At 72.6% G+C, this 23,864-nt stretch carries 22 protein-coding genes and 1 riboswitch; of the genes, 3 read left to right on the top strand and 19 right to left on the bottom strand.

Annotated elements, in window-relative coordinates; translation table 11 throughout:
• Window positions 1-33: 33 nt before the first annotated feature.
• Window positions 34-1,500 carry a D-alanyl-D-alanine carboxypeptidase/D-alanyl-D-alanine endopeptidase gene (gene dacB, locus AB4880_RS07695; RefSeq protein ID WP_367918627.1) on the bottom strand — a complete coding sequence of 489 codons (1,467 nt, stop codon included), beginning with the start codon at window positions 1,498-1,500 and terminating at the stop codon, window positions 34-36.
• A 150-nt stretch (window positions 1,501-1,650) separates the two neighbouring features.
• On the opposite strand from dacB, the gene AB4880_RS07700 reads away from it, so the two are divergent.
• Entirely contained in the window at window positions 1,651-2,139 is a 489-nt protein-coding gene (locus tag AB4880_RS07700; protein ID WP_282404699.1) for an inorganic diphosphatase, read from the top strand.
• A 20-nt stretch (window positions 2,140-2,159) separates the two neighbouring features.
• On the opposite strand, the gene AB4880_RS07705 is transcribed toward AB4880_RS07700, so the two are convergent.
• The 12 genes from AB4880_RS07705 to AB4880_RS07760 all read right to left on the bottom strand — a co-directional run bounded on the left by AB4880_RS07705 (window position 2,160) and on the right by AB4880_RS07760 (window position 16,440).
• On the bottom strand, window positions 2,160-2,729 hold the full coding sequence (locus tag AB4880_RS07705; RefSeq protein ID WP_367918628.1) for a TetR/AcrR family transcriptional regulator: 570 nt from the start codon (window positions 2,727-2,729) through the stop codon (window positions 2,160-2,162).
• Window positions 2,726-3,409, bottom strand: coding sequence for a class I SAM-dependent methyltransferase (locus AB4880_RS07710; protein ID WP_367918629.1), 684 nt, complete (start codon window positions 3,407-3,409; stop codon window positions 2,726-2,728). The genes AB4880_RS07705 and AB4880_RS07710 overlap by 4 nt, the downstream gene beginning before the upstream one ends.
• Window positions 3,406-5,376 (bottom strand): acyl-CoA dehydrogenase family protein, encoded by a 1,971-nt coding sequence (locus tag AB4880_RS07715; RefSeq protein ID WP_367918630.1) that lies wholly within the window; start codon window positions 5,374-5,376, stop codon window positions 3,406-3,408. Before AB4880_RS07715 ends, AB4880_RS07710 begins: the two co-directional genes overlap by 4 nt.
• 20 nt (window positions 5,377-5,396) lie before the next feature.
• Window positions 5,397-6,644: a C40 family peptidase gene (locus tag AB4880_RS07720; RefSeq protein ID WP_367918631.1), complete on the bottom strand. Its 1,248-nt coding sequence runs from the start codon at window positions 6,642-6,644 to the stop codon at window positions 5,397-5,399.
• Between the two features lie 477 nt (window positions 6,645-7,121).
• Window positions 7,122-8,207 (bottom strand): phosphatase PAP2 family protein, encoded by a 1,086-nt coding sequence (locus tag AB4880_RS07725; RefSeq protein WP_367918632.1) that lies wholly within the window; start codon window positions 8,205-8,207, stop codon window positions 7,122-7,124.
• A gap of 10 nt (window positions 8,208-8,217) precedes the next feature.
• Window positions 8,218-9,255 carry an ABC transporter ATP-binding protein gene (locus AB4880_RS07730; protein ID WP_367918633.1) on the bottom strand — a complete coding sequence of 346 codons (1,038 nt, stop codon included), beginning with the start codon at window positions 9,253-9,255 and terminating at the stop codon, window positions 8,218-8,220.
• Complete coding sequence (locus AB4880_RS07735; protein WP_367918634.1) at window positions 9,255-10,904, bottom strand: ABC transporter permease; 1,650 nt, start codon at window positions 10,902-10,904, stop codon at window positions 9,255-9,257. Before AB4880_RS07735 ends, AB4880_RS07730 begins: the two co-directional genes overlap by 1 nt.
• Window positions 10,901-11,962 (bottom strand): thiamine ABC transporter substrate-binding protein, encoded by a 1,062-nt coding sequence (locus AB4880_RS07740; RefSeq protein WP_367918635.1) that lies wholly within the window; start codon window positions 11,960-11,962, stop codon window positions 10,901-10,903. The genes AB4880_RS07735 and AB4880_RS07740 overlap by 4 nt, the downstream gene beginning before the upstream one ends.
• A riboswitch (TPP riboswitch) is annotated at window positions 11,949-12,057 on the bottom strand. It overlaps the preceding gene by 14 nt.
• Before the next feature lie 115 nt (window positions 12,058-12,172).
• Window positions 12,173-13,240 carry an MBL fold metallo-hydrolase gene (locus AB4880_RS07745; RefSeq protein ID WP_367918636.1) on the bottom strand — a complete coding sequence of 356 codons (1,068 nt, stop codon included), beginning with the start codon at window positions 13,238-13,240 and terminating at the stop codon, window positions 12,173-12,175.
• Between the two features lie 9 nt (window positions 13,241-13,249).
• A complete protein-coding gene (locus AB4880_RS07750; RefSeq protein WP_367918637.1) occupies window positions 13,250-14,074 on the bottom strand; it encodes an SDR family oxidoreductase in 825 nt (274 codons plus the stop codon).
• On the bottom strand, window positions 14,071-15,192 hold the full coding sequence (locus tag AB4880_RS07755) for an NAD(P)H-dependent amine dehydrogenase family protein (RefSeq protein ID WP_367918638.1): 1,122 nt from the start codon (window positions 15,190-15,192) through the stop codon (window positions 14,071-14,073). Before AB4880_RS07755 ends, AB4880_RS07750 begins: the two co-directional genes overlap by 4 nt.
• 54 nt (window positions 15,193-15,246) lie before the next feature.
• Window positions 15,247-16,440, bottom strand: coding sequence for an oxidoreductase (locus AB4880_RS07760; RefSeq protein ID WP_367918639.1), 1,194 nt, complete (start codon window positions 16,438-16,440; stop codon window positions 15,247-15,249).
• 62 nt (window positions 16,441-16,502) lie between these two features.
• Between AB4880_RS07760 and AB4880_RS07765 the strand changes: the two genes are divergently transcribed.
• Window positions 16,503-17,414, top strand: coding sequence for an oxygenase MpaB family protein (locus AB4880_RS07765; RefSeq protein WP_367918640.1), 912 nt, complete (start codon window positions 16,503-16,505; stop codon window positions 17,412-17,414).
• A 263-nt stretch (window positions 17,415-17,677) separates the two neighbouring features.
• Here the strand turns inward: AB4880_RS07765 and AB4880_RS07770 are convergent, their stop codons facing one another.
• The 6 genes from AB4880_RS07770 to nth are packed head-to-tail and all read right to left on the bottom strand — an operon-like array spanning window position 17,678 to window position 23,037.
• Window positions 17,678-18,448, bottom strand: a complete 771-nt coding sequence (locus tag AB4880_RS07770) for an enoyl-CoA hydratase/isomerase family protein (RefSeq protein ID WP_367918641.1) — start codon at window positions 18,446-18,448, stop codon at window positions 17,678-17,680.
• Window positions 18,449-18,462: 14 nt separating this feature from the next.
• On the bottom strand, window positions 18,463-19,728 hold the full coding sequence (locus AB4880_RS07775) for an acyl-CoA dehydrogenase family protein (RefSeq protein ID WP_367918642.1): 1,266 nt from the start codon (window positions 19,726-19,728) through the stop codon (window positions 18,463-18,465).
• Window positions 19,729-19,749: 21 nt separating this feature from the next.
• Window positions 19,750-20,925, bottom strand: coding sequence for a MarP family serine protease (locus AB4880_RS07780; protein WP_367918643.1), 1,176 nt, complete (start codon window positions 20,923-20,925; stop codon window positions 19,750-19,752).
• Window positions 20,922-21,689 (bottom strand): NUDIX hydrolase, encoded by a 768-nt coding sequence (locus AB4880_RS07785; protein WP_367918644.1) that lies wholly within the window; start codon window positions 21,687-21,689, stop codon window positions 20,922-20,924. Before AB4880_RS07785 ends, AB4880_RS07780 begins: the two co-directional genes overlap by 4 nt.
• The gene (locus AB4880_RS07790) at window positions 21,686-22,321 is read right to left on the bottom strand and encodes a TlpA family protein disulfide reductase (protein ID WP_367918645.1); all 636 of its coding nucleotides are present in this window, start codon (window positions 22,319-22,321) and stop codon (window positions 21,686-21,688) included. Before AB4880_RS07790 ends, AB4880_RS07785 begins: the two co-directional genes overlap by 4 nt.
• Window positions 22,321-23,037, bottom strand: a complete 717-nt coding sequence (gene nth / locus AB4880_RS07795) for an endonuclease III (RefSeq protein WP_367918646.1) — start codon at window positions 23,035-23,037, stop codon at window positions 22,321-22,323. Before nth ends, AB4880_RS07790 begins: the two co-directional genes overlap by 1 nt.
• A 138-nt stretch (window positions 23,038-23,175) precedes the next feature.
• On the opposite strand from nth, the gene AB4880_RS07800 reads away from it, so the two are divergent.
• Window positions 23,176-23,853, top strand: a complete 678-nt coding sequence (locus AB4880_RS07800) for a Crp/Fnr family transcriptional regulator (protein WP_038676545.1) — start codon at window positions 23,176-23,178, stop codon at window positions 23,851-23,853.
• Window positions 23,854-23,864 lie beyond the last annotated feature (11 nt).

The raw sequence follows: 23,864 nt of genomic DNA on the forward strand, positions 1-23,864 counted from the left end.
AGGCCTCTCCCCCACACGACACCCCGAACGCGCTCAGCAGGCGCAGGCGCCCAGCCCGGCGGCCGCGTTGTCCATCGCGACCCGGGCGAGCAGCGACTTCGCGTCCTTGACCCGGTCGGCCATCAGCGCGAACGCCATCAGGTGCCCGTCCTCGTCGACGGCGATGCCGGCCAGCGAGGTGACGCCGGTGAGCGTGCCGGTCTTGGCGCGGACCCGGCCGCGGCCGGCGGCGGGACCGTGGTCCATCCGGTTGGCGAGCGAGCCGGTGTAGCCGGCGACGGGCAGCGCGGTCAGCAGCGGGCGCAGCTGCGGGTGGTCGGCGGAGGCGGCGAGCCGCAGCACGTCGACCAGGACGGCGGGCGCGAGCCGGTTGTCGCGCGAGAGCCCGCTGCCGTCGTGGAGGACGGAGCCGCGCATCGGGATCCCGTTGGCGGTGAGCACCCGCTCGACCGCACGCTGTCCGGCGGCGAAGGAGCCCTCGCCCTGGTCGGCGAGACCGATCTGGCGGAGCAGGATCTCGGCGGCGGCGTTGTCGCTGACCTCGATGAGGCGCTGCACGATCTGGGCGACGGTGGGGCTGGTGACCGTGCCGACCGCGGTGGCGGTGGTGGGCGCCTTGGCCCGCTGCACCGCGCCGACCACCTTGATGCCCTGCGCGGCGAGCGCGGTGCGGAAGGCGCTCGTGGCCTCGGCCGCCGGGTCGGCGACGGGCGCCTGCCCGGGGAGCGGGCGGCCCTCGTCGACCCACAGCGAGCTGATCGGGTTGATCTCCTCGGGCACGTAGTCGGGCCGCCAGCTCGGGTGGAGCGCCGGACCGGAGAAGAGGGTGTCGTCGAAGCCCAGCCGTACGACGCGCACGCCGTCGGCCTTCAGCTGCCGCGCGGTCCGCCTGGCGAGGGTGCCGACGTCGGCCCGCGCCGGCGCGTAGGTCGCACTGCCGGCCACCGGGGCGACGGGCGCGCGGGCCAGGAAGGGGTCGCCGCCGCCGACGAGCAGCAGGCGGGGCGTCGTACCGGAGCGGTCGAGGACGGTGGTGGTGTCGAACGTCTTGTCGGGCCCGAGGAGGAAGAGCGCCACGGTCGAGGTGACCAGCTTAGTCGTCGACGCCGGGATCGCGACCCCAGGCCCCTCCTGCGCCTGGAAGGCGTAGCCGGTGCCGTCGAGCGGTCCGACGGCGGCGATCACGTGCTTGCCGAGGTCGCGGCTGCCGAGGGGGCGCAGCGCCTGCCGCAGCGCGGCCCGGTCGAGGACGGCGGCGCCGTCGGCGGGACCCGCCACCGCCGCCGGTACGGCGAGCGGCGCGACCTGCACCTCGGACGGCGCGGCGACCGCGGCGGGGTCTTGGGGGTCGGCGCCGTCGGCGCGGAGCCGGTGCCACCAGTCCTCGGCGGTGCCGGTCTGCCAGGCGACGCCACCCCCGGCCAGGAGCGCGACGAACAGGACACCTACCAGCACCTTGAGGGTGCGGCGCGAGCCCCGATCCCGGCCGTGCTTCCCCACGAGTTCTCCCTCCGGACTACTCCCCGACTGCGCGTTCGGGGACATTGTGCGGGACAATGACCCGAATATCGGCGTCGGGAAGGTCAGCGAGCCTGCAGCACCCCCGCGCCGGACCCGTGACCGGGCCGACGATTGTGGAGGAAGCCAGTGCTGGAGTTCGACGTCCTCGTGGAGATCCCCAAGGGGAGCCGCAACAAGTACGAGGTCGACCACGAGACCGGGCGGATGCGTCTCGACCGGTTCCTCTTCACCTCGACCATGTACCCCGCCGACTACGGCTACATCGAGGACACGCTGGGCCAGGACGGCGACCCGCTCGACGCCCTCGTCCTGCTCCAGGAGCCGACCTTCCCGGGCTGCCTCATCAAGTGCCGCGCGATCGGCATGTTCCGCATGACCGACGAGGCCGGCGGCGACGACAAGGTCCTCTGCGTCCCCGCGGGCGACCCGCGCATGGAGCACCTGCGCGACATCAACCACGTGCCCAACTTCGACCGCCTCGAGATCCAGCACTTCTTCGAGGTCTACAAGGACCTCGAGCCCGGCAAGTCCGTCGAGGGCGCCGACTGGGTCGGCCGCACCGAGGCCGAGGCCGAGATCGTCGCGTCCTTCGAGCGGTTCAAGACCAGCGGCCACTGAGCCCCTGGCTCACTGACTCCTCAGGCGTCCTCGGGCGCCAGCAGCACCGACAGCCCTGCGGCGATCGCCGCGGGGCTGTCGTCGTACTCGGGCGGCATCGTCACGTAGCTGACCGCCAGCCGGGCCAGGGTCCGGCTCAGCGCCCGGACGCCGACCGGGTCGAGGCCCGGCCACGACCGCAGCGCCGCCGCCTCGAGCCGCTCGGCGACGCGGACCAGCAGCGGGCCGGCGTCGACGGTGACGATTCGGACCAGGTCGTGGTGGGCGTCGCCTGCCCGCACCCGCTGGATCAGCGGGTCGTCGGCGGCGGTCTCGAGGAAGAGCCGCAGGCCGTGCTCCAGGCCGTCGCGCGGCGACTCCGGGTGCTCGACGAGGGTCGCCGCGATCACGTCGCACAGCGCGTCGGCGAGATAGAAGGTGTAGGCCTGGGCGAGGCCGTAGCGCGAGCCGAACGAGTTGTAGAGCGTCTGCCGGCTGACCCCGGCGTCGCGCGCGACCGCCTCGAGGGTGACGGCGCCCCAGGGGTGCTCGAGCAGGAGCGAGCGCAGCGCGTCGAAGACGGCGGTACGGCGTTCGGTCGCCGCGCTCACGTGCGCTTGACCCCGCGGAAGTAGGCGATCGCGCCGGAGCGCTCGATGATCACGTCGTCGATGCCCTCGTCCCCGAGCCAGCGCGACAGCTCGGCGCTGCTGCAGCCCGGCCCGAGCAGCCCGGCCACGCGGCCCACCTGCCGCAGCGGCAGGAAGCGGATCCCGGTGTCGTTGAGCAGCGCGCTGCCGGTCAGGACGCCGCCGGGTCGCAGCACCCGCGCCATCTCGACGACCGCGCGGGCGGGGTCGGGGAAGCAGTGCAGTCCGGTGAACGTGACGACCAGGTCGAAGTCGGCGTCGGCGAACGGCAGCGCGCCGACGTCGGCGATCCGCGCCTCCACCTGGTCGGCGACGCCGCGCTCCTCGGCGACCCGCAGGGTGCGGTCGAGCATGGCCTGGGCGATGTCGGCGGCGACGTACGCGACGTCCTGGCCGGGCCGCAGGCCGCGCAGCGCGACGCCGCCACCACAGGGGATGTCGAGGATCCGGGCGCCCGCCGGCTGCCGGCCGATCTCGTCGGCGGCCTTGTAGAGCAGCCGCAGGTCGCTGTTGATGCCGACCCGCCAGATCGCGCCGCCGGCGCGCGGGTGCTCGACGGTCCAGTCGTAGAAGGACGCCCAGAGCGGGTCGTCGCTCCAGCCTCCGAGGCCGGGGACGCGGGCGACGGCGGTGCGGATCATGCCTCTCCTCCGACGAGTGCGGGTGCCCGCAGCAGCTCGCCGGGGACGGCGAAGGCGTCGACGAGCTCGCCGGCGATCGGCCGGACGCGCCGGCACAGGTCGCCCACCTCGCGGGTGATCGCCTTGGAGCGCTGGGTGCTGAGCCGGCCGTGCTCCATGAACCACGCGGCGTCCGACTCGATCTCGCTCAGCGCGTAGAGGTCGCAGAGCAGGTTCAGGGTGAGCTTGAGGTCGCCGTCCTCGAGCGCCTCGACCTTCGCGACGAAGGCCTCCAGCACCAGCCGCTCGACGTGGGCGCGGGCGGCGGCGATGACGTGGTCCTGGACGCGGGAGAACACCTCGCCCGGGTTCATGCCCGAGTCGACGCCGCGCTTGAGCCGGCGCGCCACGCCGCCGATCCGGTGCTCCTCACGGAACCGGAACATCGCCAGGTGGTAGTTGGGGTCGCGCAGCCCGCTGTCGGTGTGCCAGTCGTCGTTGCCGCCGGGCAGCACCGCGCGGATCTGCTCGAGCAGCTTGTGGGCGCTGGTGCGCTCCAGGACCGTGTCGACGGCGAGTCCCGCGACGAAGCGGACCATCCCGAGCTGGTCGAGGTCGGAGAAGTCGCTGGCGTAGTCGGTGAGCAGTCCCTTGCCGACCAGCTGCAGCAGGACGTGGTTGTCGCCCTCGAAGGTCGTGAACACGTCGGTGTCGGCCTTGAGCGCGGCGAACCGGTTGACGGCGAGATAGCCCGCTCCGCCGCAGGCCTCGCGGCACTCCTGGATGACGTCGGTCGCCAGCCAGGTCGACAGGGCCTTGGTGCCGGCCGCGCGCGACTCCAGCAGCCGCCGGGACTCCTCGTCGGGCGTGATCCCGGAGAAGACGTCGTGCAGGGCGCCCGCCAGCACCTCCTGGGCGAAGTGCAGTGCGTAGGTGCGCGCCAACCGCGGGAACAGCCGGCGCTGGTGGAGGCCGTAGTCGAGGAGCAGCTGCTCGGCGCCGTCCTCCGCCCCGGTGTCGAACTGGCGGCGCTGCAGGCCGTAGCGGACGGCGACCGTCAGCGCGACCTTCGCCGCACTGACGCCGGCCGCGCCGACCGAGACCCGGCCCTGGACGAGGGTCCCGAGCATGGTGAAGAAGCGGCGCCCGGCGCTCTCGATGTCGCTGACGTAGGCGCCGTCCTCGGTGACGTCGGCGAACCGGTTGAGCAGCGCCTCGCGCGGCACCCGGACGCCGTCGAACCAGATCCGGCCGTTGTCGACCCCGTTGAGGCCCATCTTGTGGCCGTCGTCCTCGATCCGGACGCCGGGCAGGGTCGCGCCCGCGTCGTCGCGCAGGGGGACGACGAGCGCGTGCACCCCGTGCCGCTCGCCCGCGACCTCGAGCTGGGCGAAGACCACCGCCACGCGGGCATGGCGTGCCGCGTTGCCGATGTAGTCCTTGCCGGCCTGCTCGGTGTTCGTGGTGATCACGAACTCCCCGGCGGCGGCGTCGTAGGTGGCGACCGTGCCCAGCGCCTGGACGTTGCTGCCGTGACCGGTCTCCGTCATCGCGAAGCAGCCGAGAAGACGGCCGGCGACGAGGTCGGCGAGATAGGCGTCGTGGTGGCGCGCCGTGCCGAGCTGCAGGATCGCGCCGCCGAAGAGGCCGAACTGCACCCCGACCTTCACCAGGACCGACAGGTCGCCGTAGGCGAGGGTGTCGAAGGCCGCGATCGAGGCGCCGATGTCGCCCCCGCCGCCGTACTCCTTCGGGAAGCCCATGCCCGCGGCGCCGGTGCCGGCGATCTCGAGGACGACCTCCTTGACCCGCTCGCGGAACGCCTCGCGCGACATCGTCTCGGCGTCCTCCAGCACGGAGGCGTACGCCGGCAGCAGGGTCCGCACCTTCGCTCGGACGTCGGCGTACCGACCGTCGAGCAGGGCGGTGAGCTCGGTGACGTCGACCGTCAGCTCGGGGGGCTCGGTCGCGGTGGACTCCTCGGCCATGCGCCGAACCTAGTGGACGATCACGGCCGCGCGTAGAAGTCGGGGGTGCGCCAGTAGTACATCGAGTCCTCGCTGACCGGGCGACCGGTGCGCGGGGCGTGGATGATCCGGCCGTTCCCGACGTACAGCGCGACGTGGTAGATCGAGCTCGAGCTGGGGCCGTCGCCCCAGAACACCAGGTCGCCGGGGCGCAGCTCGCTCGCGGAGATCGGGGTGGAGACGTCGTACTGGGCGACGGAGTAGTGGGGCAGGCTCTTGCCGCCCGCGGCCCACGCCTGGGAGGTCAGGCCGGAGCAGTCGAAGGCGTTCGGGCCGTCGGCGCCCCAGACGTAGGGCTTGCCGAGCTGGGCGCGGGCGTAGGCGATCGCGGCCCGGGCGCCGTCGCCGTCGGCCGGCGGCGCGGGCTCGTCGCCGGGCCGGGGCTCGTCGGGCTTCGGGTCGTGGGCGACGGCGGGCGTGGCCTTGACGGCCTTGGCCGCAGCGGCCGCCTCGGCCGCGCGCCGCTCCTCGCGAGCGAGCAGGATCGCGTCCTGGCGCTTGCGCGCGAGCCGGACGCTGATGCCCTGCAGCTTCGCGAGCCGCGCGACCAGCCGGGTACGACGCGCCTCGATCGCGGTCGCAGCGACGGCGGCATCACTGGCCGCGGCGTCGGCGGCGTCCTTGGCGACCCGCGCGTCGGCGAGCGCCTGCTCGGCGTCCTGCGACGTCGCAGCCGCCTTGCCGGAGGCCTTCTCGGCAGTGTCGGCCGCGGCGACGTACTCGTTGCGGCGCTGGTCGAAGCGCGCCTGCAGGTAGTCGCTCGCCGACGACCGCTCGAGCAGCGACTCCATGCCGTCGGCGGTGACGAAAGCGGTCGCGGCGTTGAGGTCGAGGCCGGAGTTGTGGGCGAGGACGATCGCGTCGCGGAACTGCTTGACCTGGACGGCGAGCGCCCGGTCGGCCGCCTTCGACGCCGTCGCCGCCTCCCGCGCGGCGATCCGCGCCTGCTGCGCCGTCCACCGCGCGCCGTTCCACGCCTCCGCGGCCTTCGCCGCCCGCACCGACGCGGCGTCGAGCTCGGCGTTGGCGGCGTCCAGCTTGCGCTGCAGGACGCCCACCGCCCCCTGCGCCGCCACCGCCCGGTCCTGCGCCGCGCGGACCTCACTCGCCGTCGGCGTCCCCGGCGTACCGGGCTTCGGAGTGCCGGGATCGGCCTGCGCACCGGGCACGAAGACACCCGCCGTCAGGACGAGGGCGAGGAGTCCGGTACCGAGGCTGGGTGAGCGCACTTGCGTCACCGTAGTGCGCTTTCGTCACATTAGCCACAAAAATCCCAACTTTCTCAGGGATCGTCGGCGTGTCGGCTTGACGAACTACACCGTTGTAATTCTCTCCGCTCTCTCGTCCACGTCGACGAGGGCCCTCCGGACGGACTGGACATCGGCGCGGATCCGATGAACCTGGTTGATGCAATCCGCGCCGATCACGCCCCGAGGCGCCCCGACGCAGGGTCGTGTGCCTGAGAACCCGCCCACAGGCGTTCTCAGGCACACGACCCCGCGTAAGAGGGGTCAGGCGGCCGCGCCAGCGGCGGCGCGGACGAAGTCCGTGCCGACAACCGCGCCGCCCAGCCGACCGGCCGGGACCCGCAGTCACGGACGGCGAAGCCGCCGCGCAGCGGGCCGAGCGCAACGAGGCTCCTTGACGGCGGGTGCCGGTCGGCTACCGCGCGGCCGCCGACCGACCCCGTGACTCCAGCCCGTGGATCAGTCCGCGTCGACCGGGATCTTCGACGTGGTCGTCGTCGGGTGCGACTTCAACCCGCGATCGAACTTCTGCCCGCTCGCGATCCCGCCCACGTAGAACGACACGATCGCGATCGCGATGCCCGCGACGTCGTCGGCGACGTAGTGCCAGCCGAAGTAGAGCGTGGCGATGACGGTGAGGCCGAAGTTGACCCAGAAGACGATCTTGAGGATCTTCGAGCGCAGCGTGTACTGCACCATCAGCGCGAAGAGCAGGGTGATCGCGCAGTGCAGGCTGGCGAAGCCGGCGATGGAGTTCACCGACTCGGTGACGCCGCCGTACAAGACGTTGCCGCGTGCTCTCACGATCGAGTTCATCAGGTCGGTCGTGCCGGTGTGGGCGAGGCCGCCGAGGCCGTAGTACTCCGACTGGTAGGCGATGCCGGGCCCGAGGGTCGGGAGCAGGTAGTACGACAGGGTGCCGAGCGACCAGGCGAGGCACTGGGAGGTGACGAACCAGTAGCCGAAGGACATGTTCCGCGACCACACCAGCCACGCGGTGACGGCGAGCGGCACGAGCGGCAGGAAGCCGAGGTAGATCGGCGAGAGCAGCTCGGCGGTGAAGGTCTTGCCGAGCAGGCCGTGCAGGACGTCGCTCGGGTCGTGGCCGAAGAAGATGACCCGGTCGAGCAGGTGCAGCTCGCGGTCGTAGGACAGCGCCTTGACCTCACCCGGCACGTGGTGCGGGTCGGAGCGGACGAACGGCAGGAACGACTTGAGGTTCCGGTAGCTCACATAGGTGAGGTAGAACGCGATCACGCCGATGGCGACGAGCATCGCGCGCTCCTTCGTCCAGTGCGTGCGCAGCCGCTCCCGGACGATCGGTACGACGCGGCTCGGCCGGGCGCGCGCCTTCCAGAGCGTCAGCGGCAGCAGGTCGAGCAGCAGGGCGCCGAGCAGCAGCAGCGGAAGCCGGATGTACGACGGTCCGAGGAAGCTGCCCTCCGGGTCGAGCAGCCGCCGGTCGAGGCTGATCGAGGCGTACAGCGCCAGGCCCAGCATGAGAGCGGCCGTGCCGATGAGGAGGGTGTAGGCGCGGCGATACACCCGACGGAGTCTAGGAGACGTCACCAGAGCCGACCGGCACAGCGCCACCCAAGGGCGCGATTCCGTGCCCTTCGACACGTACGACGACCCGCTCGCCGGCCCGCGGAGCCCAGCCCGCGGTCCCGACGGCGTCGAGCTCGCCGATCCCGTCGACGTCGACCACCAGCCGCGATCCGTCCGGCGTCAGCCGCGCCGCGCGCACCAGACCGGACGCCCCGGAGCCGGCCGCCCCCGGGCCGGACGGCGCAGCGACCACGGCGGTCGCCCGGACCGCGACCTCGCGCGCGACCGGCCGGTCGGCGAGCCGCAGCAGCGCCTCCGCCGCCTCGCCCACCAGCACCCGCGGATAGCCGAGGAAGAGGGCGGTCTCCGCATCGGCCGGCGCCGACCACACGTCGGCGGTCGCGCCCTCCTGCACGATCCGGCCGCCGCGCATGACGGCGAGCCGGTCGGCGACGGCGAAGGCCTCGTCCTGGTCGTGGGTGACCAGGAGGGCCGTCGTCCCGGCCTCGGTGAGGATCCGCCGCAGGTCGGCGGCGAGCCGCACCCGCAGGCCGGCGTCGAGCGCGCTCAGCGGCTCGTCGAGGAGCAGCAGGCGCGGGCGGGCGGCCAGCGAGCGGGCGAGGGCGACCCGCTGCCGCTCGCCACCCGACAGCGTCCGGGGCAGGCGGTCGCCGTAGCCGCCGAGGCCGACGAGGTCGAGCAGGTCGCCGACCGCGGCCCGCACGGCCGTCCGCGACTCCCCCTGCAGCCGCAGCGCGTAGCCGACATTGCCGGCGACGGTGAGGTGGTCGAAGAGCTGGCCGTCCTGGAACATCAGCGCGAAGCCGCGCCGGTGCGTCGGCGTCCCGGCCAGGTCGGCGCCGTCCCATGCGATCGCGCCGGAGCGCAGCGGCTCGAGGCCGGCGACCGCGCGCAGCAGCGTCGACTTCCCGCACCCCGACGGCCCCAGGACGGCGAGCACGTCGCCGTCCGCGACGCTGAGGTCGACGCCGTCGACCGCGACCGTGCCGTCGAAGGCGACCTCCACGCCCTTCAGGTCCAGCATCACCAGGCTCCCGTTCCCGGCACGCGCAGCCGATCGACGACGAGGATGACGCCCGCCGTCACCGCGGCGAGCACCACCGACGCGGCCATCGCCGTGCCGTAGTTGAGCGCCCCGGGGTGGCCGAGCAGCCGGTAGATGACCACCGGCAGCGTCGGCTCCGCCGGGCGCACGATGAAGGACGTCGCCCCGAACTCCCCCAGCGACACCGCGAACGCGAAGCCCGCCGCCGCCAGCAGCGGCCGCCAGACGACGGCGAGGTCGACGGTCCGGAGGGTCCGCAGCGGGCCGGCGCCGAGCGACGCGGCGGCCTGGCGCTGGCGGTCGTCGATGCCGGCGAGCACCGGCACGAGCGTCCGTACGACGAGCGGCAGCGCCACCAGCGCCTGCGCGATCGGCACCAGCAGCGGGCTCGCCCGCAGGTCGAGCGGCGGCTCGTCGAGCGCGATCAGGAAGCCGAAGCCGAGGGTCACCGCCGAGACGCCGAGCGGCAGCATGAAGAAGCCGTCGAGCACGGTCCGGGCGCGGCGGCCGGCGCGCGAGCGCATCCGCCGGGTCACCACGAACGCCACGACCAGGCCCAGCGACAGCGACATCCAGGTCGCGTCGACGGCGATCCGCAGCGAGGCCAGGAGCGCGTGGCCCACCGAGACCTCGAGCAGGCCGTCGGCCGAGCCGGCGAGGGCGCGGTAGAAGTCGAGCGTCCAGCCGCCGTCGCGCCGTACCGACCCCAGCGCGAGGGCCAGCACCGGCAGGGCCACCAGGGCGAGCGTCAGCGTGGTGACGACGATCGCCGGGACGTCGCGCCGCTGCGGGCGCGCGGGCGCCGCGGCGACCCGCCGCACCGTCGGGTCCGGTACGGCGCGCAGCCGGCCCACCACGACCAGCAGCGCCACCACCGCCAGCATCTGCACGAGCGAGAGCGCCGCGGCGGCGGGCAGGTCGAGCAGGTCGGCGGTGAGGAGATAGATCTCGGTCTCGACAGAGGAGTACCGCACCCCGCCGAGCACCAGCACCACACCGAACGCGGTCGCGCAGAACAGGAAGACCACGCTCGCCGCCGACACGATCGCCGGCCGCAGCGCGGGCAGGGTGACCGTCCGGAACACCTGCCACGGCGAGGCGCCGAGCGCCGCCGCAGCCTCCGCCGGGCGCCGGTCGAGCCCCTCCCAGGCCACCCCGACGGTCCGGATCACGACCGCCACGTTGAAGAAGACCAGGCCGATCAGGATCGCGACCGGCGTCCCGTCGAGCCCGAGGAAGCCGAGCGGGCCGGACGACGCGATCAGCTGTCGCACCGCGAGCCCGACGACGACGGTGGGCAGCACGAAGGGCACGAGCAGCGCGGTCCGGACCAGACCGCGGCCCCGGAACCTCAGCCGGTGCAGGACGTAGGCCGCCGGCAGGCCCAGCAGCACCGCGCAGGTCGTCGCGACCGTGCTCGTCCAGACCGTGAACCACAGCACCCGCCCGGTCCGCGGCCGGCGCAGGACGTCGAGCACCGCGCCCGGGTCGAACGACCCCGACGGCCAGGCGCCGCGGTGCAGCATCGCGCCGACCGGCAGCACGAAGAAGACCGCGACGACCGCGACCGGCACCGCGGCGAGGGCGACGTACGCCGCTCGCCCGGTGAACCGGCCGGCCGTGATCATCGGGAGACGATCTCGGTCCACTTCTGCAGCCACGCCTGGCGCTTCGCGGTGATCTCGGACGGCGCGACCTGCTCGGTGCGCTGCGGCTTCACCGCGAACTTCGCCCAGGTCGCGGGCAGCGCGGTGTCGGACGCGACCGGGAAGACGTACATCGACTCGGGCAGCGCCGCCTGGACCTCCGGCGACAGCAGCCAGTCGATGACCGCACGGGCGCCGGGGGTGTTGGTGGTGTCGCCGCGCAGCACGCCGGCGTACTCGACCTGCTCGAAGCAGCCGTCGAGCAGCGCGCTCGTCGACGTCTTCGTCTCCGCCTTGTTGAGCGTGAACGCCGGCGAAGAGTCGTAGGACACCACGATCGGGCGGTCGCCGCCGGAGAAGGAGAAGTCGGTGAAGTAGGCGTCCGACCAGCCCTTGACCACCTTGGCGCCGTTGTCCATGAGCTTGGTCCAGTAGCTGGCCCACCCGTCGCCGTACGTGGCGATGGTGGCGAGCAGGAAGGCCAGGCCCGGCGAGCTGGTGCTCGCGCCCGGGATGACGAAGAGGTCCTTGTAGGCGGGCTTGGCGAGGTCGTCGATCGACGTCGGCGCCGCGATGCCGTGCTTCTGGAACCAGGCGTCGTCGACGTTGACGCACACGTTGCCGTTGTCGATCGGCGTCACGGCGTGGCTGTCGTCGCCCGGCAGTGCGTACGTCGACGCGCCCTTCGGCAGCGTCGGCTGGTACGGCGCGAACACGCCCGCGTCGATCGCCCGCGAGGCGAAGGTGTTGTCGACGCCGAAGACGACGTCACCGACCGGGTGGTCCTTGGTCAGCACCAGCTCGTTGGTGAGGGCGCCGGCGTCCTCGAGCTTGCTGATCTTGAGCTGGTAGCCCGAGTCCTGCTCGAACTTCTTGACCAGCTCCTTGGGCAGGGCGAACGACTCGTGGGTCACCAGGGTGACCGTCTTGTCGTCGGCCTTGCGCCCGTCGTTCTCGTTGCTGACGAGCGAGCAGCCCGTCACGAGGAGCGTGGTCGCCGAGAGGGCAGCGAGGCCCGTGAGCATGCGCGAGCGCATCATGACTCCCTTCGCCGGTGCTAGCCGGATCAGGTTCGGAGGGTCTGCGGCGGATCCGCACTCTCAGCCCGCTCACGCGGGCTCCCCTGTCTGTACGCGCCCAGTCTAGATCGGGGCGGGGGCGGCAGCGCCCTCGGGTGGCCCCGGCCGAGTCGTGTGCCTGAGAACCCGTCCAGACGCGGTCTCAGGCACACGACTCCGCACAGCGGCAGGTCAGACCGACGTGTAGACGACCCCGTCGGGGCGGTCGACCAGCGTGGCCTGGCCGCGCGCGACGAGCAGGTCGAGGTGGGCCTTGGTCTCCATCGCGGCCATGCCCTGGCTGAAGACGTCGAGCTCGCCGAAGGCGCGCTCGTGGCGGGTCCAGCCGAGGTCGCGGGCGACGACGAGCGAGGTCGCGTCGCCACGCTCCTCGAGCGAGGCCAGGCACTGGTCGAGCCGCTCCTCGTGGTGGGCGAGCAGCTCGTCGACCCGCTCGTACGACGACGGCGCGACCGGCCCGTGCGCGGGCAGGATCCGCAGGTCGGGCAGCTCGCGGACCCGCGCCAGCGAGGCCATGAACTGGCCCAGCGGCTGGTCGGCGGGCGGCACGGTGAAGCCGATCGACGGGGTGATCGTCGGCAGCACGTGGTCGCCGGCGAAGAGCACGCCCTCGGTCTGGTCGGCGTAGACGTAGTGGCCGGGCGTGTGGCCCGGCGTGTGGACGGCGTCGATCCGGCGGCGGCCGATGTCGAAGGTGCGGTCACCCTCGAGCCAGACGTCGGGGAACGCCCAGTCGACCGGGCTGGGCAGCTCGCCGGGGCCGGCGGCCCACAGCTCGGCGATCTCCTCGGCGCCGGCGGTGCGCAGCACGGCGAGGAACGGGCTCTCGTCGAGACCGTCGTTGCCGGCGCGGTGGAGCAGCTCGAGGGCGGGCTGCTCCTCACGGCCGAGGACGACGTCGGCGCCGTACTCGTGGCCGAGGACGGTCGCCAGCGTGAAGTGGTCACGGTGGACGTGGGTGACCAGGAAGCGCTTGATGTCGCCGAAGCCCGACCCGATCGAGCGCAGGCTGGTGTCGAGCAGCTCGCGCGCGACCGGGATCGCCCAGCCGCCGTCGATCAGGGTGAGGCCGTCGTCGCCCTCGACGACGTAGACGTTGACCGCCTTGAGGGCGTCCATCGGGAGGGGCAGCGGGATCCGGTGGATGCCGTCGGCGACCCGCCACGCCCCCTCGTCCGCCCAGTGCCGGCCCGAGTCCGGCGAGACGGCGTGTCCGGTGGCGATCCCTCCCGATGTCATGAGCCCACTCTAGGTAGCGTTCACTTCCGCCCGGAGGTCGGGTAGCTGCAGGTCGAGGTTCGGCTCCTGGATCCCGCCGTCGACCTCGAGCATCTTGCCCGTGACGTACGCGCCCGCGGCCGAGGCGAGATAGACCACCGCGGCCGCGATGTCCTCAGCCTCGCCGATCCGCCCGAGCGGGGTCGCGTCCTCCAGCTGCTGCTTCATCTCGGGCACGCCCGCGACGAACTCCAGCGCGCTCGTCATCACCGAGCCGACGAAGATGCCGTTGACCCGGATCTCCGGGTTGAGGTCGGTCGCGGCGAGCCGCGACCAGTGCGCGAGCGCGGCCTTCGCCGTCCCGTAGGCCAGGTAGCCGCGGCCGGCCAGCCGGCCCATGGCCGAGGAGATCGAGGTGATCGACTTCTGTCGTCCCTCGCCGGCTGACCGCAGCATCAGCGGCACGGCCGCCCGGCTCAGCGCGTGGGCGGTGGCGACGTTGAAGTGGAAGGCCTCCTCCAGGTACGCCACGTCGGTGTCGAGGAAGGCGTTCGGGATGGTGCCGCCGACGTTGTTGACGACGATGTCGAGCCGGCCGAACTCGTCGTACGCCGCCTGCGCGAGCCCCGCGACCTCCTCGGTGTGCGCGAGATTGGCGGGTACGACGAACGCCCGGCGTCCCACGGCCTCGATCCGGCGGGCGACGTCGTGCAGCTGGGTCTCGGTGCGCGCCGAGAGCACCACGTCGGCACCGGCCTCGGCCAGCGCGATCGCGGTGGCGGCGCCGATCCCGCGGCCCGCGCCGGTGACGACGGCGACGTGATCGGTGACGGTGAAGCGGTCGAGGATGCTCATCGGGCCTCCTTCGTCCCGGCGACCAGGCCGCGGCCGGTGACCAGCGGCAGGTCGAGCGCGGTGATCAGGCCGGGCTGGGCGGCGACGACGGCCGGCACCGCGTTGATCAGCCGCTGGGCGGTGACGATCATCCCGGAGACGTTGTGGTCGCCGTGCTCGCCGTGGTGGCTGAACTCCAGCTTCATGCAGGGCTCGCCGGTGATCTCGACGCGGTAGCAGCCGTCGCCCTCGGCAGGCTTGGGCCACTCGGGCACCTGGTCGGGCGACGTACGCGTGACGTGCTCGAGGGTGATCCGCGGGACGCCGTCCACGGTGCCGATGACCTTGAAGCGGACGGCCCCCATGGTGCCCTCCGCGACGTCGAGCGACACGGTCTTGGTGTCGCGCTCGGCGGGACGCCGGTCGACCTCCTCGATCAGCGGCTCGTCGAGGGTGACGCCCAGGCCGGCCGCGAGCACGCGGACCACCGGGCCCCAGGCCGTGGTCAGGATGCCCGGCTCCCACAGCAGCGGCTTGACGTCCGGGTCGTCGAGCGGCTGGCCGAAGCCGAAGAGGTCGCGCATCACGACAGGCTGGTAGTACGTCGAGTAGTCGGCGATCTCGGCCACCGTGATGTGGTCGATCCGCTGGCTCAGGCTGGTCAGCACCAGCGGCAGCACGTCGTTGGCGAAGCCCGGGTCGATGCCGTTGACGTGCAGGCTGGCGTTGCCCTCGCGGCCGGCCTCGTCGATCGCGTCGATCATCTCGGCGGGCAGCGTGCCGTCGCGGTGCAGCAGGATGACCGGTCCGGACGAGACCACGTTGACGCCGTCCCGGATGAGTGCGGTGAGGTCGTCGATGGACTCGAAGACCCGGTCGTCGGTCATCGCGCCGTGGATGACGCAGTCCGGGCGCAGCGCGACCAGCTCGTCGCGGTCGGTGGTCGCCGTGACCCCGAGCTCACGGTCGAGGCCGGCCAGCAGGCCGGCGTCCTGGCCGTGCTTCTCGGGCGTGGAGGTCCACACGCCCACCAGCTCGAGGTCGGGGTGGGCGTCGACGCCCACGATGGCGTGGCGGCCGATGGTGCCCGTCGACCAGACGACGACCCGCAACGGCTTCTCCGGGATGACCTGTGACATGCAGAGAATGTAGAACAGGTTCTAGTTCCTGGGAAGGGGTTCCGGCCCCCATGCTCAGGGCGCCGGGATCACCTCACCCGGCGCCCACTCGGGACAGCGGGTGCCCGAGTAGATCGTGGGCATGCACCGGTTGCAGTGGATGCAGATCCCGCTCGCCGCGACGCCGGCCTGCAGCCGGTTGACCAGGTCCGGCTCGCGCAGCAGCGCCCGCCCCATCACCACGAAGTCGAAGCCGTCGGCCATCGCCTGCTGCATGGTGTCGAGCCGGTTGATGCCGCCGAGCAGCATGAGCGGCATCGCGACCGCGCTGCGGAACTCCAGTGCCTTCGGCTTGAGGTAGGCCTCCTCGAAGTCGTAGCTCTTGAGGAAGCTGCGCCCGACCGGGGTCTTCATCCCCCACCGCACCAGCGGCGGCATCGCCTCCGCGAACTCCGCGACCGGCGCCTCGCCACGGAAGAGGTACATCGGGTTCATCAGCGACGAGCCGCCCGAGAGCTGCAGCGCGTCGAGGTGGCCGTCGGCCTCCAGCAGCCGAGCGAGCTCGATGCCCGCCTCCGTGGTCACGCCGCCCTTGAAGCCGTCGGACACGGACACCTTCGCGGTCACCGCGACCGCGTCGCCGACCTCCTCGCGAACCACCCGCGCGACCTGCCGGGCGAGCCGGGCGCGGCGCTCGAGCGAGCCGCCCCAGCGGTCGCGCCGGCGATTGAGGCCCGGCGCGAGGAAGGAGGAGATGAGGTAGGAGTGCGCCATGTGCAGCTCGAGGACGTCGAATCCGGCGCGGACGAGCACGCGGGCCGCGTCGACGTACGCACGGGTGACGCGGGTGAGATCCTGCTCGCTCGCGGCGCGGATCATCTGCATGGACAGCGGGCTCGGCATCCGGCTCGCGGCGATCGCCGGGACGGCGTTCGACCGGCCGTTGGCGACCGGGCCGGCGTGGCCGACCTGGGCGGAGATCGCCGCGCCGGTCGCGTGGATCTCGTCGGCGAGCCGGGTGAGGCCGGGCAGGGTCCGCTCCCCCACGACGATCTGCTCGCGGTGGGTGCGGCCCTCGGGCGCGACGGCGAGGTAGGCGACGGTCGTCAGGCCGACGCCGCCCGCGGCGGGCGCGCGGTGGTAGGCGATCAGCTCGTCGGTCACCTCGCCGTACGGCGTGCGGCCCTCGAAGGTCGCCGCCTTCACCGTCCGGTTGCGCAGGCGGATCGGGCCGAGATCGACCGGGGCGAAGACGTCGGGAGCGCTCACGCGGCGCACTCTAGCGGCCAAAGTAGAATACGTTCTACCCCTGCGGGGCCTATCGTCGGCACATGGCCAAGACGCTGTGGCGCGACCGCAACGACGCTCTCGACGCCGAGACCGAGTACGTCCAGATCTACCAGAACCTGGCGCTCTACGAGTTCACCTGGGACATCACCCAGGCGCTCAGCTTCGCGCTCTTCCGCACCTACGCGGTGCCCAGCATCGGCCGGCTCCTGGACGAGACCGGCGCCTTCACCGGCGCCGTCCAGAAGCGGTACGACGACACCGCACTGCTGCTCGAGGCGCCCTTCGTCCACGGCTTCGACAGCGCGGCCTGCCGCACCGCGCTGCGCCGGATCAACCAGATGCACCGCTCCTACGACATCTCCAACGACGACTTCCGCTACGTGCTGTCGACCTTCGTCGTCGTACCGAAGCGCTGGCTCGACGCCTACGGCTGGCGCCCGCTCACCGACCACGAGCTGCGCGCCAGCGTCAACTACTACCGCGCGCTCGGGCGACACATGAACATCAAGGACATCCCGGAGACCTACGACGGCTTCATGCACCTGATGGACGACTACGAGCGCGCCCACTTCGCCTTCGACGAGGGCGGGCGCCGCGTCGCCGACTCCACCCTCGAGCTGCTGACGACCTTCTACCCGCGCGCCGTACGGCGGCCGGTCGAGGTGTTCAGTCGCGCCCTCATGGACGAGCCCCTCCTCGACGCCTTCGGCTACGCCCCCGCCCCGCCGCTCGCCCGCCGGCTCAGCCTGGTCGCGATGCGCGCCCGCGCCCGGCTGCTGCGCCACACCCCGTCCAACCGCAAGCCGGTGTTCACCGCCGACCTGCCGCGGATCAAGAGCTATCCGGGCGGCTATGCCCTGGGCGAGCTCGGCACGTTCCCGGTGCCGGGGGTCGCGGGGTGTCCGGTGCGGCACGCGGGGAGCGACGCGGGGGCGGCGGGCGGACACTTGTAACTCGGTGTCCATGTATCCACCACAGGGTCATGACCGGTCACAGCACCGTGATGGATGCACGAACACCGAGTTACATACGACGTCGGCCAGAGCGAGCACACGCGGCCACACGCCGGGCGGGCAGCGCCATCGGCAGGCCGCCGCCGTCCCATCCACCACGGTGCACCGGCATCCACCACGGGGTCATGACCGGTCACAGCACCGTGGTGGATGCATGGACACCGAGTTACAAGCGGCGTCGGCCCACCAGCGGCGGCCGCCCGTCAGGCGTTGAACTTCGGCGCCCGCTTCTCCACGAACGCCGCCACACCCTCACGCCCGTCCGACGATCCCGCGAGCGAGCGGATCGACAGCGTCTCCTTCCGCAGCGCGCTCTCCGGAGCCGGTACGACGGCCTCCCGCAGCAGCCGCTTGGCCGCGGCCTGGGCGGTGCCCGAGCCGGTGGCGAGGGACGCGACGACAGCGTCGACGGTGGCGGCCAGCTCGTCGGCCGGGACGACGCGCGCGACCAGGCCGGCGTCGTAGGCCTGCTGGGCGGTGAGCAGGTCGCCGAGCAGCGCGAGGCGCAGGGCGCGGTGGAGGCCGAGGGTGTGGACGAGCAGCGAGCTGCCGCCGTCGGGCGAGAGGCCGACCTTGGTGTAGGCGAGGCTGAACTTCGCGTTCTCGGCGGCGACGACGATGTCGGCCGCGGCGGCGAGCGGGAAGCCGGCGCCGGCGGCGGTGCCCTGGACGGCGCTGACGACGATCGCGTCGGAGCGGACCAGCTCGCTGACGACGCGGTGCAGCGCCTCGGCGAGGTCGTCGATGAAGCCGGGGACGTCGTCGGCGGCCGAGAAGGCGCCGAGGTCGCCGCCGACCGAGAAGAACCGGCCCTCGGCGGCGAGCACGATCACCCGGGCGCCGTCGCGGTGGGCGGAGCGGACGGCGTCGTGGAGCGCAGCGACCGAGTCGGGGTGGATCGGGTTGCCCCGGCCGCCGTCGGCGAGGGTGATCCGGGCGACGCCGGCGTCGTGGGTGTAGCGGACGAGAGTCATCGTGATCCTTCGGTTCAGCGGAACTGGTCGTGCCGGGCGGGCGGGAGCTGGAACAGCGGTTCGCGGGTCAGCTCCGCGCGGCCGAGGGTGGTCAGGTGGGCCTCGTCGGGGCCGTCGAAGATCCGCATCGCGCGATGCCAACCCCACAGCGCGGCGAGCGGCGTCGCGTCGCTGATCCCGGCGGCGCCGTGCAGCTGGATCGAGCGGTCGATGACCGACAGCACCGCACGCGGTACGGCGATCTTCGCGGCGGCGATGAGATGCCGGGCGCCCTTGTTGCCCTCGGTGTCGACGGTGTGGGCGGCGAGGTGGCACAGCGCGCGGGCCTGGTCGAGCTCGACGCGCGACTCGGCGATCTTCTCCCGCACCGCCGACTGCTCGGCCAGCAGGCCGCCGAAGGCAGTGCGCGTCTTGGCCCGGTCGACCATCATCGCCAGCGCCCGCTCGCCCGCGCCGAGCGCCCGCATCACGTGGTGGATCCGGCCGGGCCCGAGCCGCATCTGGGCGGCCGCGAAGCCACCGCCCTCCTCGCCGAGCAGGTTGCCGACCGGCACCCGGGCGTCGGTGAACTCGATGACGGTGTGGCCGTGCTGGTCCTGGCGGCCGAAGACCGGGTAGGAGCGCTTGATCGCGACGCCCGGGGTGTCGACGGGCACGATCACCATCGACTGCTGCCGGTGGGTGGCGGCCTCCGGGTCCGTCTTGCCCATCACGATGAGGACCTGGCAGCGCGGGTCGGCGGCGCCGGTGATCCACCACTTGCGGCCGTTGATGAGGTACTCGTCGCCGTCCCGCTCGATCCGGGTCTCGACATTGGTGGCATCGGACGACGCCACGGCCGGCTCGGTCATCGCGAACGCCGAGCGGATCTCGCCGTCCAGCAGCGGCCGGAGCCAGCGCTGCTTCTGCTCGTCGGTGCCGACCAGGTGCAGCAGCTCCATGTTGCCGGTGTCGGGCGCCTGGCAGTTGATCGCCTCGGGCGCGAGCTCGAGGCTCCAGCCGGACAGCTCCGCGATCGGCGCGTACTCGAGCTGGGTCAGCCCGGACTCGCTCGGCAGGAAGAGGTTCCACAGGCCGCGGGCGCGGGCCTTGACCTTGAGCTCCTCCACGACGGGCGGCACGGTGTGGTCGTCGGGACCGGCCTGCTCGCGGTGGCGCTCGTAGGACTCCTCGGCGGGGAGGACGTCCTCGGCGAGGAAGCGCTTCATCTCCTCGTACAGGCGCATGGCCTGCTCGCTCGGCGCGGCGTAGGCGGGGTACATCGGCGACGGCCCGGTCATGGGGCCACTATGGCGCAGCGGCTACGACGCACAGTCGCCGGTGTTGACCTCGCGGTCGGCGCCGGTGCCGGCACGGACGCTGTCGGACACCTGCGCGGCGGTCAGCGCATAGCCCGTCTCGGGGTCGGTGACCGACGCCGCGAAGACGACGCCGGCGACCTTGCCCTGCGGCGTGACGATCGGGCCGCCGGAGTTGCCGGGACGGACCAGGCCGCGCAGCGAGAACACCTCGCGGACGACGGTGCCGTCGCCGTAGATGTCGGGCGAGCGGAGGTTCTGCTTGGCGCGCACGCGGCCGGTCTGGATGTCGAACGGGCCGTCCTGCGGATAGCCGACGATCGCCACCGGGTCGTCGGCGCCGACGCTCTGGTCGAACCCGAGCACCGGGGCGTCGCCCGTGTCGAGCGCGAGGACGGCGACGTCGAGCTCGGGGTTGTAGAGGACGACGCGGGCCAGCTCGGTGCCGCCGTCGATGCTGACCTCGGGGTCGGAGACGCCCGCGACCACGTGGGCGTTGGTCATCACCCGGTCGTGGGCGACGACGAAGCCGGAGCCCTCGACCCCGCGGCCGCAGCGGTTGGCGCCGCGGATCTTCACCACGCTGGTGCGGGTCGCCTTCACCTTGGCGGTGCCGGGCAGGTCGGCCGGGCCGGGCGAGACCTCGACGATCCGCTCGGGCGCGAAGGGCTCGAGATAGCGCGGAAAGAAGCCCGTGCCGACGACATTGTTGAACGCCTGCAGCGCCTTGGGGGCGGTCGCGGGCAGCACCTTGTTGACCTCGCCCAGCACTACCGAGCTGCGCACCATCGAGGTGACCGCGCCGATCCGCGTGCCGGAGATGGCGAGGCCGAGCGCCCACGCGACGAGCAGGACGGCGAGCGCGCTGAGCAGCGCGCCGCCGACGGCGTCGAGGGCCCGCGCCGGCTGCCAGGTGATCCGCTCGCGGACCCGCGCGCCGGCGTACTGGAGCAGCGCCTGGCCCAGCGACGCGCACAGGATGACGACGAACAGCGCCCCCAGCGACACCGCGAGCGACGGCTTGAGCCCGCCGAGCACGACCGGCGCGAGCAGGATGCCGCCCAGACCGCCGGACAGCAGGCCGATCGTGGCGAAGGCGCCGGTGATGAAGCCCTGCCAGTAGCCCGACAGCGCATAGGCCGCGACGAGCAGCAGGAGCAGCCAGTCCAGGAGGTTCACTCGTTCGGCTCCAGGATGTCCATCCCGTTCATGCCGTCTCCTGCGTCGTCGTCGGCCGCTCGCTCGGTACGACGGACGTACTCGGCCAGCATGTAGTCCGGAAGATCATGCACCGGCGGGTCGGCGACGGGTGGGAGCCACCCGAGGAAGTCGAAGAATCGGGTGAGGATGCCGCCGGTGAAGCCCCAGAGGATGACGTCCTTGTCGGGCCCGATCAGGAAGCCCGGGCCCATCCAGCCGCCGGGGTGGCGGACCTGGATCCGGTGCTCGGGGGCGAACAGCTCCTCGAGCGTGACCCGGTGGATCGCGTGGACCTCGTCGGGCGAGGCGACCGTGATCGGCGCCGGGTCGCGCCACCAGCCGAGGATCGGCGTCACCGCGAAGTTGGACGGCGGCAGCCACAGCTCGGGCAGGCTGCCGAACAGCTCGACACCGGCCGGGTCGACGCCGATCTCCTCCTGCGCCTCGCGCAGCGCGGCCTGCTCGACGCTCTCGCCGGGGTCGATGCTGCCGCCCGGGAAGGAGACCTGACCGGGGTGGGAGCGCATGTCGTGGGCGCGCTCGGTGAGCAGCACGTCGCGCTCGCCGAAGAGCATGAGGACCGCGCCACGGCGTACCTCCCGGCCCTCGGGCGGCAGGAAGGCCGTCAGGTCGCTGCCCTTGATCTGCCGCGCGCCCTCGGCGACGGGGCGCAGCCAGTCGGGCAGGTCGGCGGGCAGGTCGGCGGGCAGGTCGGCGGGCAGGTCGGTGGGAAGCTCGCTCACGGGGCCACCGGCGCCTGGAGGTCGATGCCGAGGGTGTCCTTGACCATCGCGACGATCTGCGCGACCGACGTGACGCCGCCGGGGTGGGGCGGGGAGACGGTGCCGTCGGGCGCGACGAAGAGGAAGAACGGCAGCACGCCGGGCAGCTTGGCCTTGGTGTTCTGCAGGTCGCCGCAGCCGTCGGCCAGCGACGGGTAGGTGACACCGCTCTGATGGGCGAGGTCGATGGCCGCGCCCGGGTAGGTGTCGAGGTAGTTGACCCCGACGACCGCGATCTGGCTGCCGTAGGTCTCGTAGAACTTCTGCAGCGCCGGCATCTCCTTGCGGCACGGGCCGCAGTTGGACGCCCAGAAGTTGATGATCGCGGGGCCGTGGACGTCGGCGAGCGCGGCGCCCTCCTTGCCGCCGAGGCAGTCGAGCTTGAGGCCGGGCAGGCCCTTCGCCGCCGCGCCGTCGCCCACCGACCAGGCCTGCGGCGTGCAGTCGGCGATGCCGGCGGCGACGCGGTCCTTGATCAGGTCGGGGCTGTCGGCGTCGACCTTGCACGCCAGCGCCGGCGCGACGCCGTCGCAGGCGGTGAGCAGGACCGCCGACGCGACCACCGCGACGACCAGGGCGAACAGGCGACGCATCAGTTGGGCCCCTCGGTGCGGACCAGCTTGTCCGCCTCGACGGGGTCGGTCGGCCCGGTGCCGTAGGACGGGCACCAGCGCGCCACGGGACACGCGCCGCACGCAGGCTTCTTCGCGTGGCAGCGGCGGCGGCCGTGCCAGATCAGGTGGTGGCTGAGCATCGTCCAGTCGCGCTTGGGGAAGAGCGCGCCGACCGCGTGCTCGACCTTGACCGGGTCGGTCTCGTCGGTCCAGCCGAGCCGGCGCGCGAGCCGGCCGAAGTGGGTGTCGACGGTGATGCCGGGGACGTCGAAGGCGTTGCCGAGGACCACATTGGCGGTCTTGCGGCCGACGCCGGGCAGCGTCACCAGGTCGTCGAGGCGCGCGGGCACCTGGCCGTCGTACTTCTCGACGAGGGCGGCGCTGAGCTTGAGCAGCGACTCGGTCTTGGCCCGGAAGAAGCCCAGCGGGCCGACGATCTGCTCGAGGTGGGCGCGGTCGGCGGACGCCATCGACGCCGGGTCGGGGTAGGCCGCGAAGAGCGTGGGACGCACCGCGTTGACCCGCTTGTCGGTGGTCTGCGCCGAGAGCACGGTGACGACCAGGCACTCGAAGGCGTTGTCGAAGTCGAGCTCGGCCTTGGCGTCGGGGTAGGTCTCGGCGAGGACCCGGTCGATCTTGCGCGCCCGTCGGACGAGCTGGGTCGGCGTCTCCTCGGTGATGTCGATCGGCCGCACGGAGGTCACCCTACGGTGTGGCTCCGACAGCCTCCGTCGGCGTGTCCACCCGGGCACGACCCTGCGCGCCTGTTAGGTGTGACATGCCGCACTGGCTAGGATGCCGCCGACCGGGTTTTACGCAACTTTGGAGGAAGCGTGGACAACGACGTACTCCGTCAGGCGCCACTGTTCAGTGCCCTCGACGACGAGGCCATGGCAGCGCTGCGCACGTCGCTGGCCACCACGCGGCTGCGCCGCGGTGAGGTTCTGTTCCACGAGGGCGACAGCGGCGACAAGCTGTACGTCGTCCTCGAGGGCAAGGTGAAGCTCGGCCGCACGTCCTCCGACGGGCGCGAGAACCTGCTGGCGATCATGGGCCCCGGCCAGATGTTCGGCGAGCTCTCGCTCTTCGACCCGGGCCCGCGCTCGGCCACCGTCACCTGCGTGACCGACGCCGAGTTCGCCTCGCTGTCGCACGAGGACCTGCTGCGCTGGCTCGAGGGACGCCCGGTCGTCGCCCGCGGCCTGCTCGCCCAGCTCGCCGCCCGCCTGCGCAAGGCCAACGACGTCGTCGCCGACCTGGTGTTCTCCGACGTCCCCGGCCGCGTGGCGAAGGCGCTGCTCGACCTCGCCGAGCGCTTCGGCCGCACCGCCGACGACGGCGTCCACGTCCACCACGACCTCACCCAGGAGGAGCTCGCCCAGCTGGTCGGCGCCTCCCGCGAGACGGTCAACAAGGCGCTCGCCGACTTCGCGTCGCGCGGCTGGCTGCGGCTCGAGCCGCGCTCGGTCGTGATCCTCGACATGGAGCGCATGTCGCGTCGCGCCCGCTGAGATTCTTCTCG

It is taken from the genome of Nocardioides ginsengisoli (assembly GCF_039537225.1).
GTDB classification, from domain to species: Bacteria; Actinomycetota; Actinomycetes; order Propionibacteriales; family Nocardioidaceae; genus Nocardioides; species Nocardioides ginsengisoli.

Bases quoted from the DNA above. Each gene is read 5' to 3' on its own strand.
- AB4880_RS07710 (WP_367918629.1), bottom strand. From the start codon at position 3,409: ATGATCCGCACCGCCGTCGCCCGCGTCCCCGGCCTCGGAGGCTGGAGC.
- AB4880_RS07715 (WP_367918630.1), bottom strand. From the start codon at position 5,376: ATGGCCGAGGAGTCCACCGCGACCGAGCCCCCCGAGCTGACGGTCGAC.
- AB4880_RS07730 (WP_367918633.1), bottom strand. From the start codon at position 9,255: ATGCTGGACCTGAAGGGCGTGGAGGTCGCCTTCGACGGCACGGTCGCG.
- AB4880_RS07735 (WP_367918634.1), bottom strand. From the start codon at position 10,904: ATGATCACGGCCGGCCGGTTCACCGGGCGAGCGGCGTACGTCGCCCTC.
- AB4880_RS07740 (WP_367918635.1), bottom strand. From the start codon at position 11,962: ATGATGCGCTCGCGCATGCTCACGGGCCTCGCTGCCCTCTCGGCGACC.
- AB4880_RS07745 (WP_367918636.1), bottom strand. From the start codon at position 13,240: ATGACATCGGGAGGGATCGCCACCGGACACGCCGTCTCGCCGGACTCG.
- AB4880_RS07750 (WP_367918637.1), bottom strand. From the start codon at position 14,074: ATGAGCATCCTCGACCGCTTCACCGTCACCGATCACGTCGCCGTCGTC.
- AB4880_RS07755 (WP_367918638.1), bottom strand. From the start codon at position 15,192: ATGTCACAGGTCATCCCGGAGAAGCCGTTGCGGGTCGTCGTCTGGTCG.
- AB4880_RS07765 (WP_367918640.1), top strand. From the start codon at position 16,503: ATGGCCAAGACGCTGTGGCGCGACCGCAACGACGCTCTCGACGCCGAG.
- AB4880_RS07770 (WP_367918641.1), bottom strand. From the start codon at position 18,448: ATGACTCTCGTCCGCTACACCCACGACGCCGGCGTCGCCCGGATCACC.
- AB4880_RS07775 (WP_367918642.1), bottom strand. From the start codon at position 19,728: ATGACCGGGCCGTCGCCGATGTACCCCGCCTACGCCGCGCCGAGCGAG.
- AB4880_RS07790 (WP_367918645.1), bottom strand. From the start codon at position 22,321: ATGCGTCGCCTGTTCGCCCTGGTCGTCGCGGTGGTCGCGTCGGCGGTC.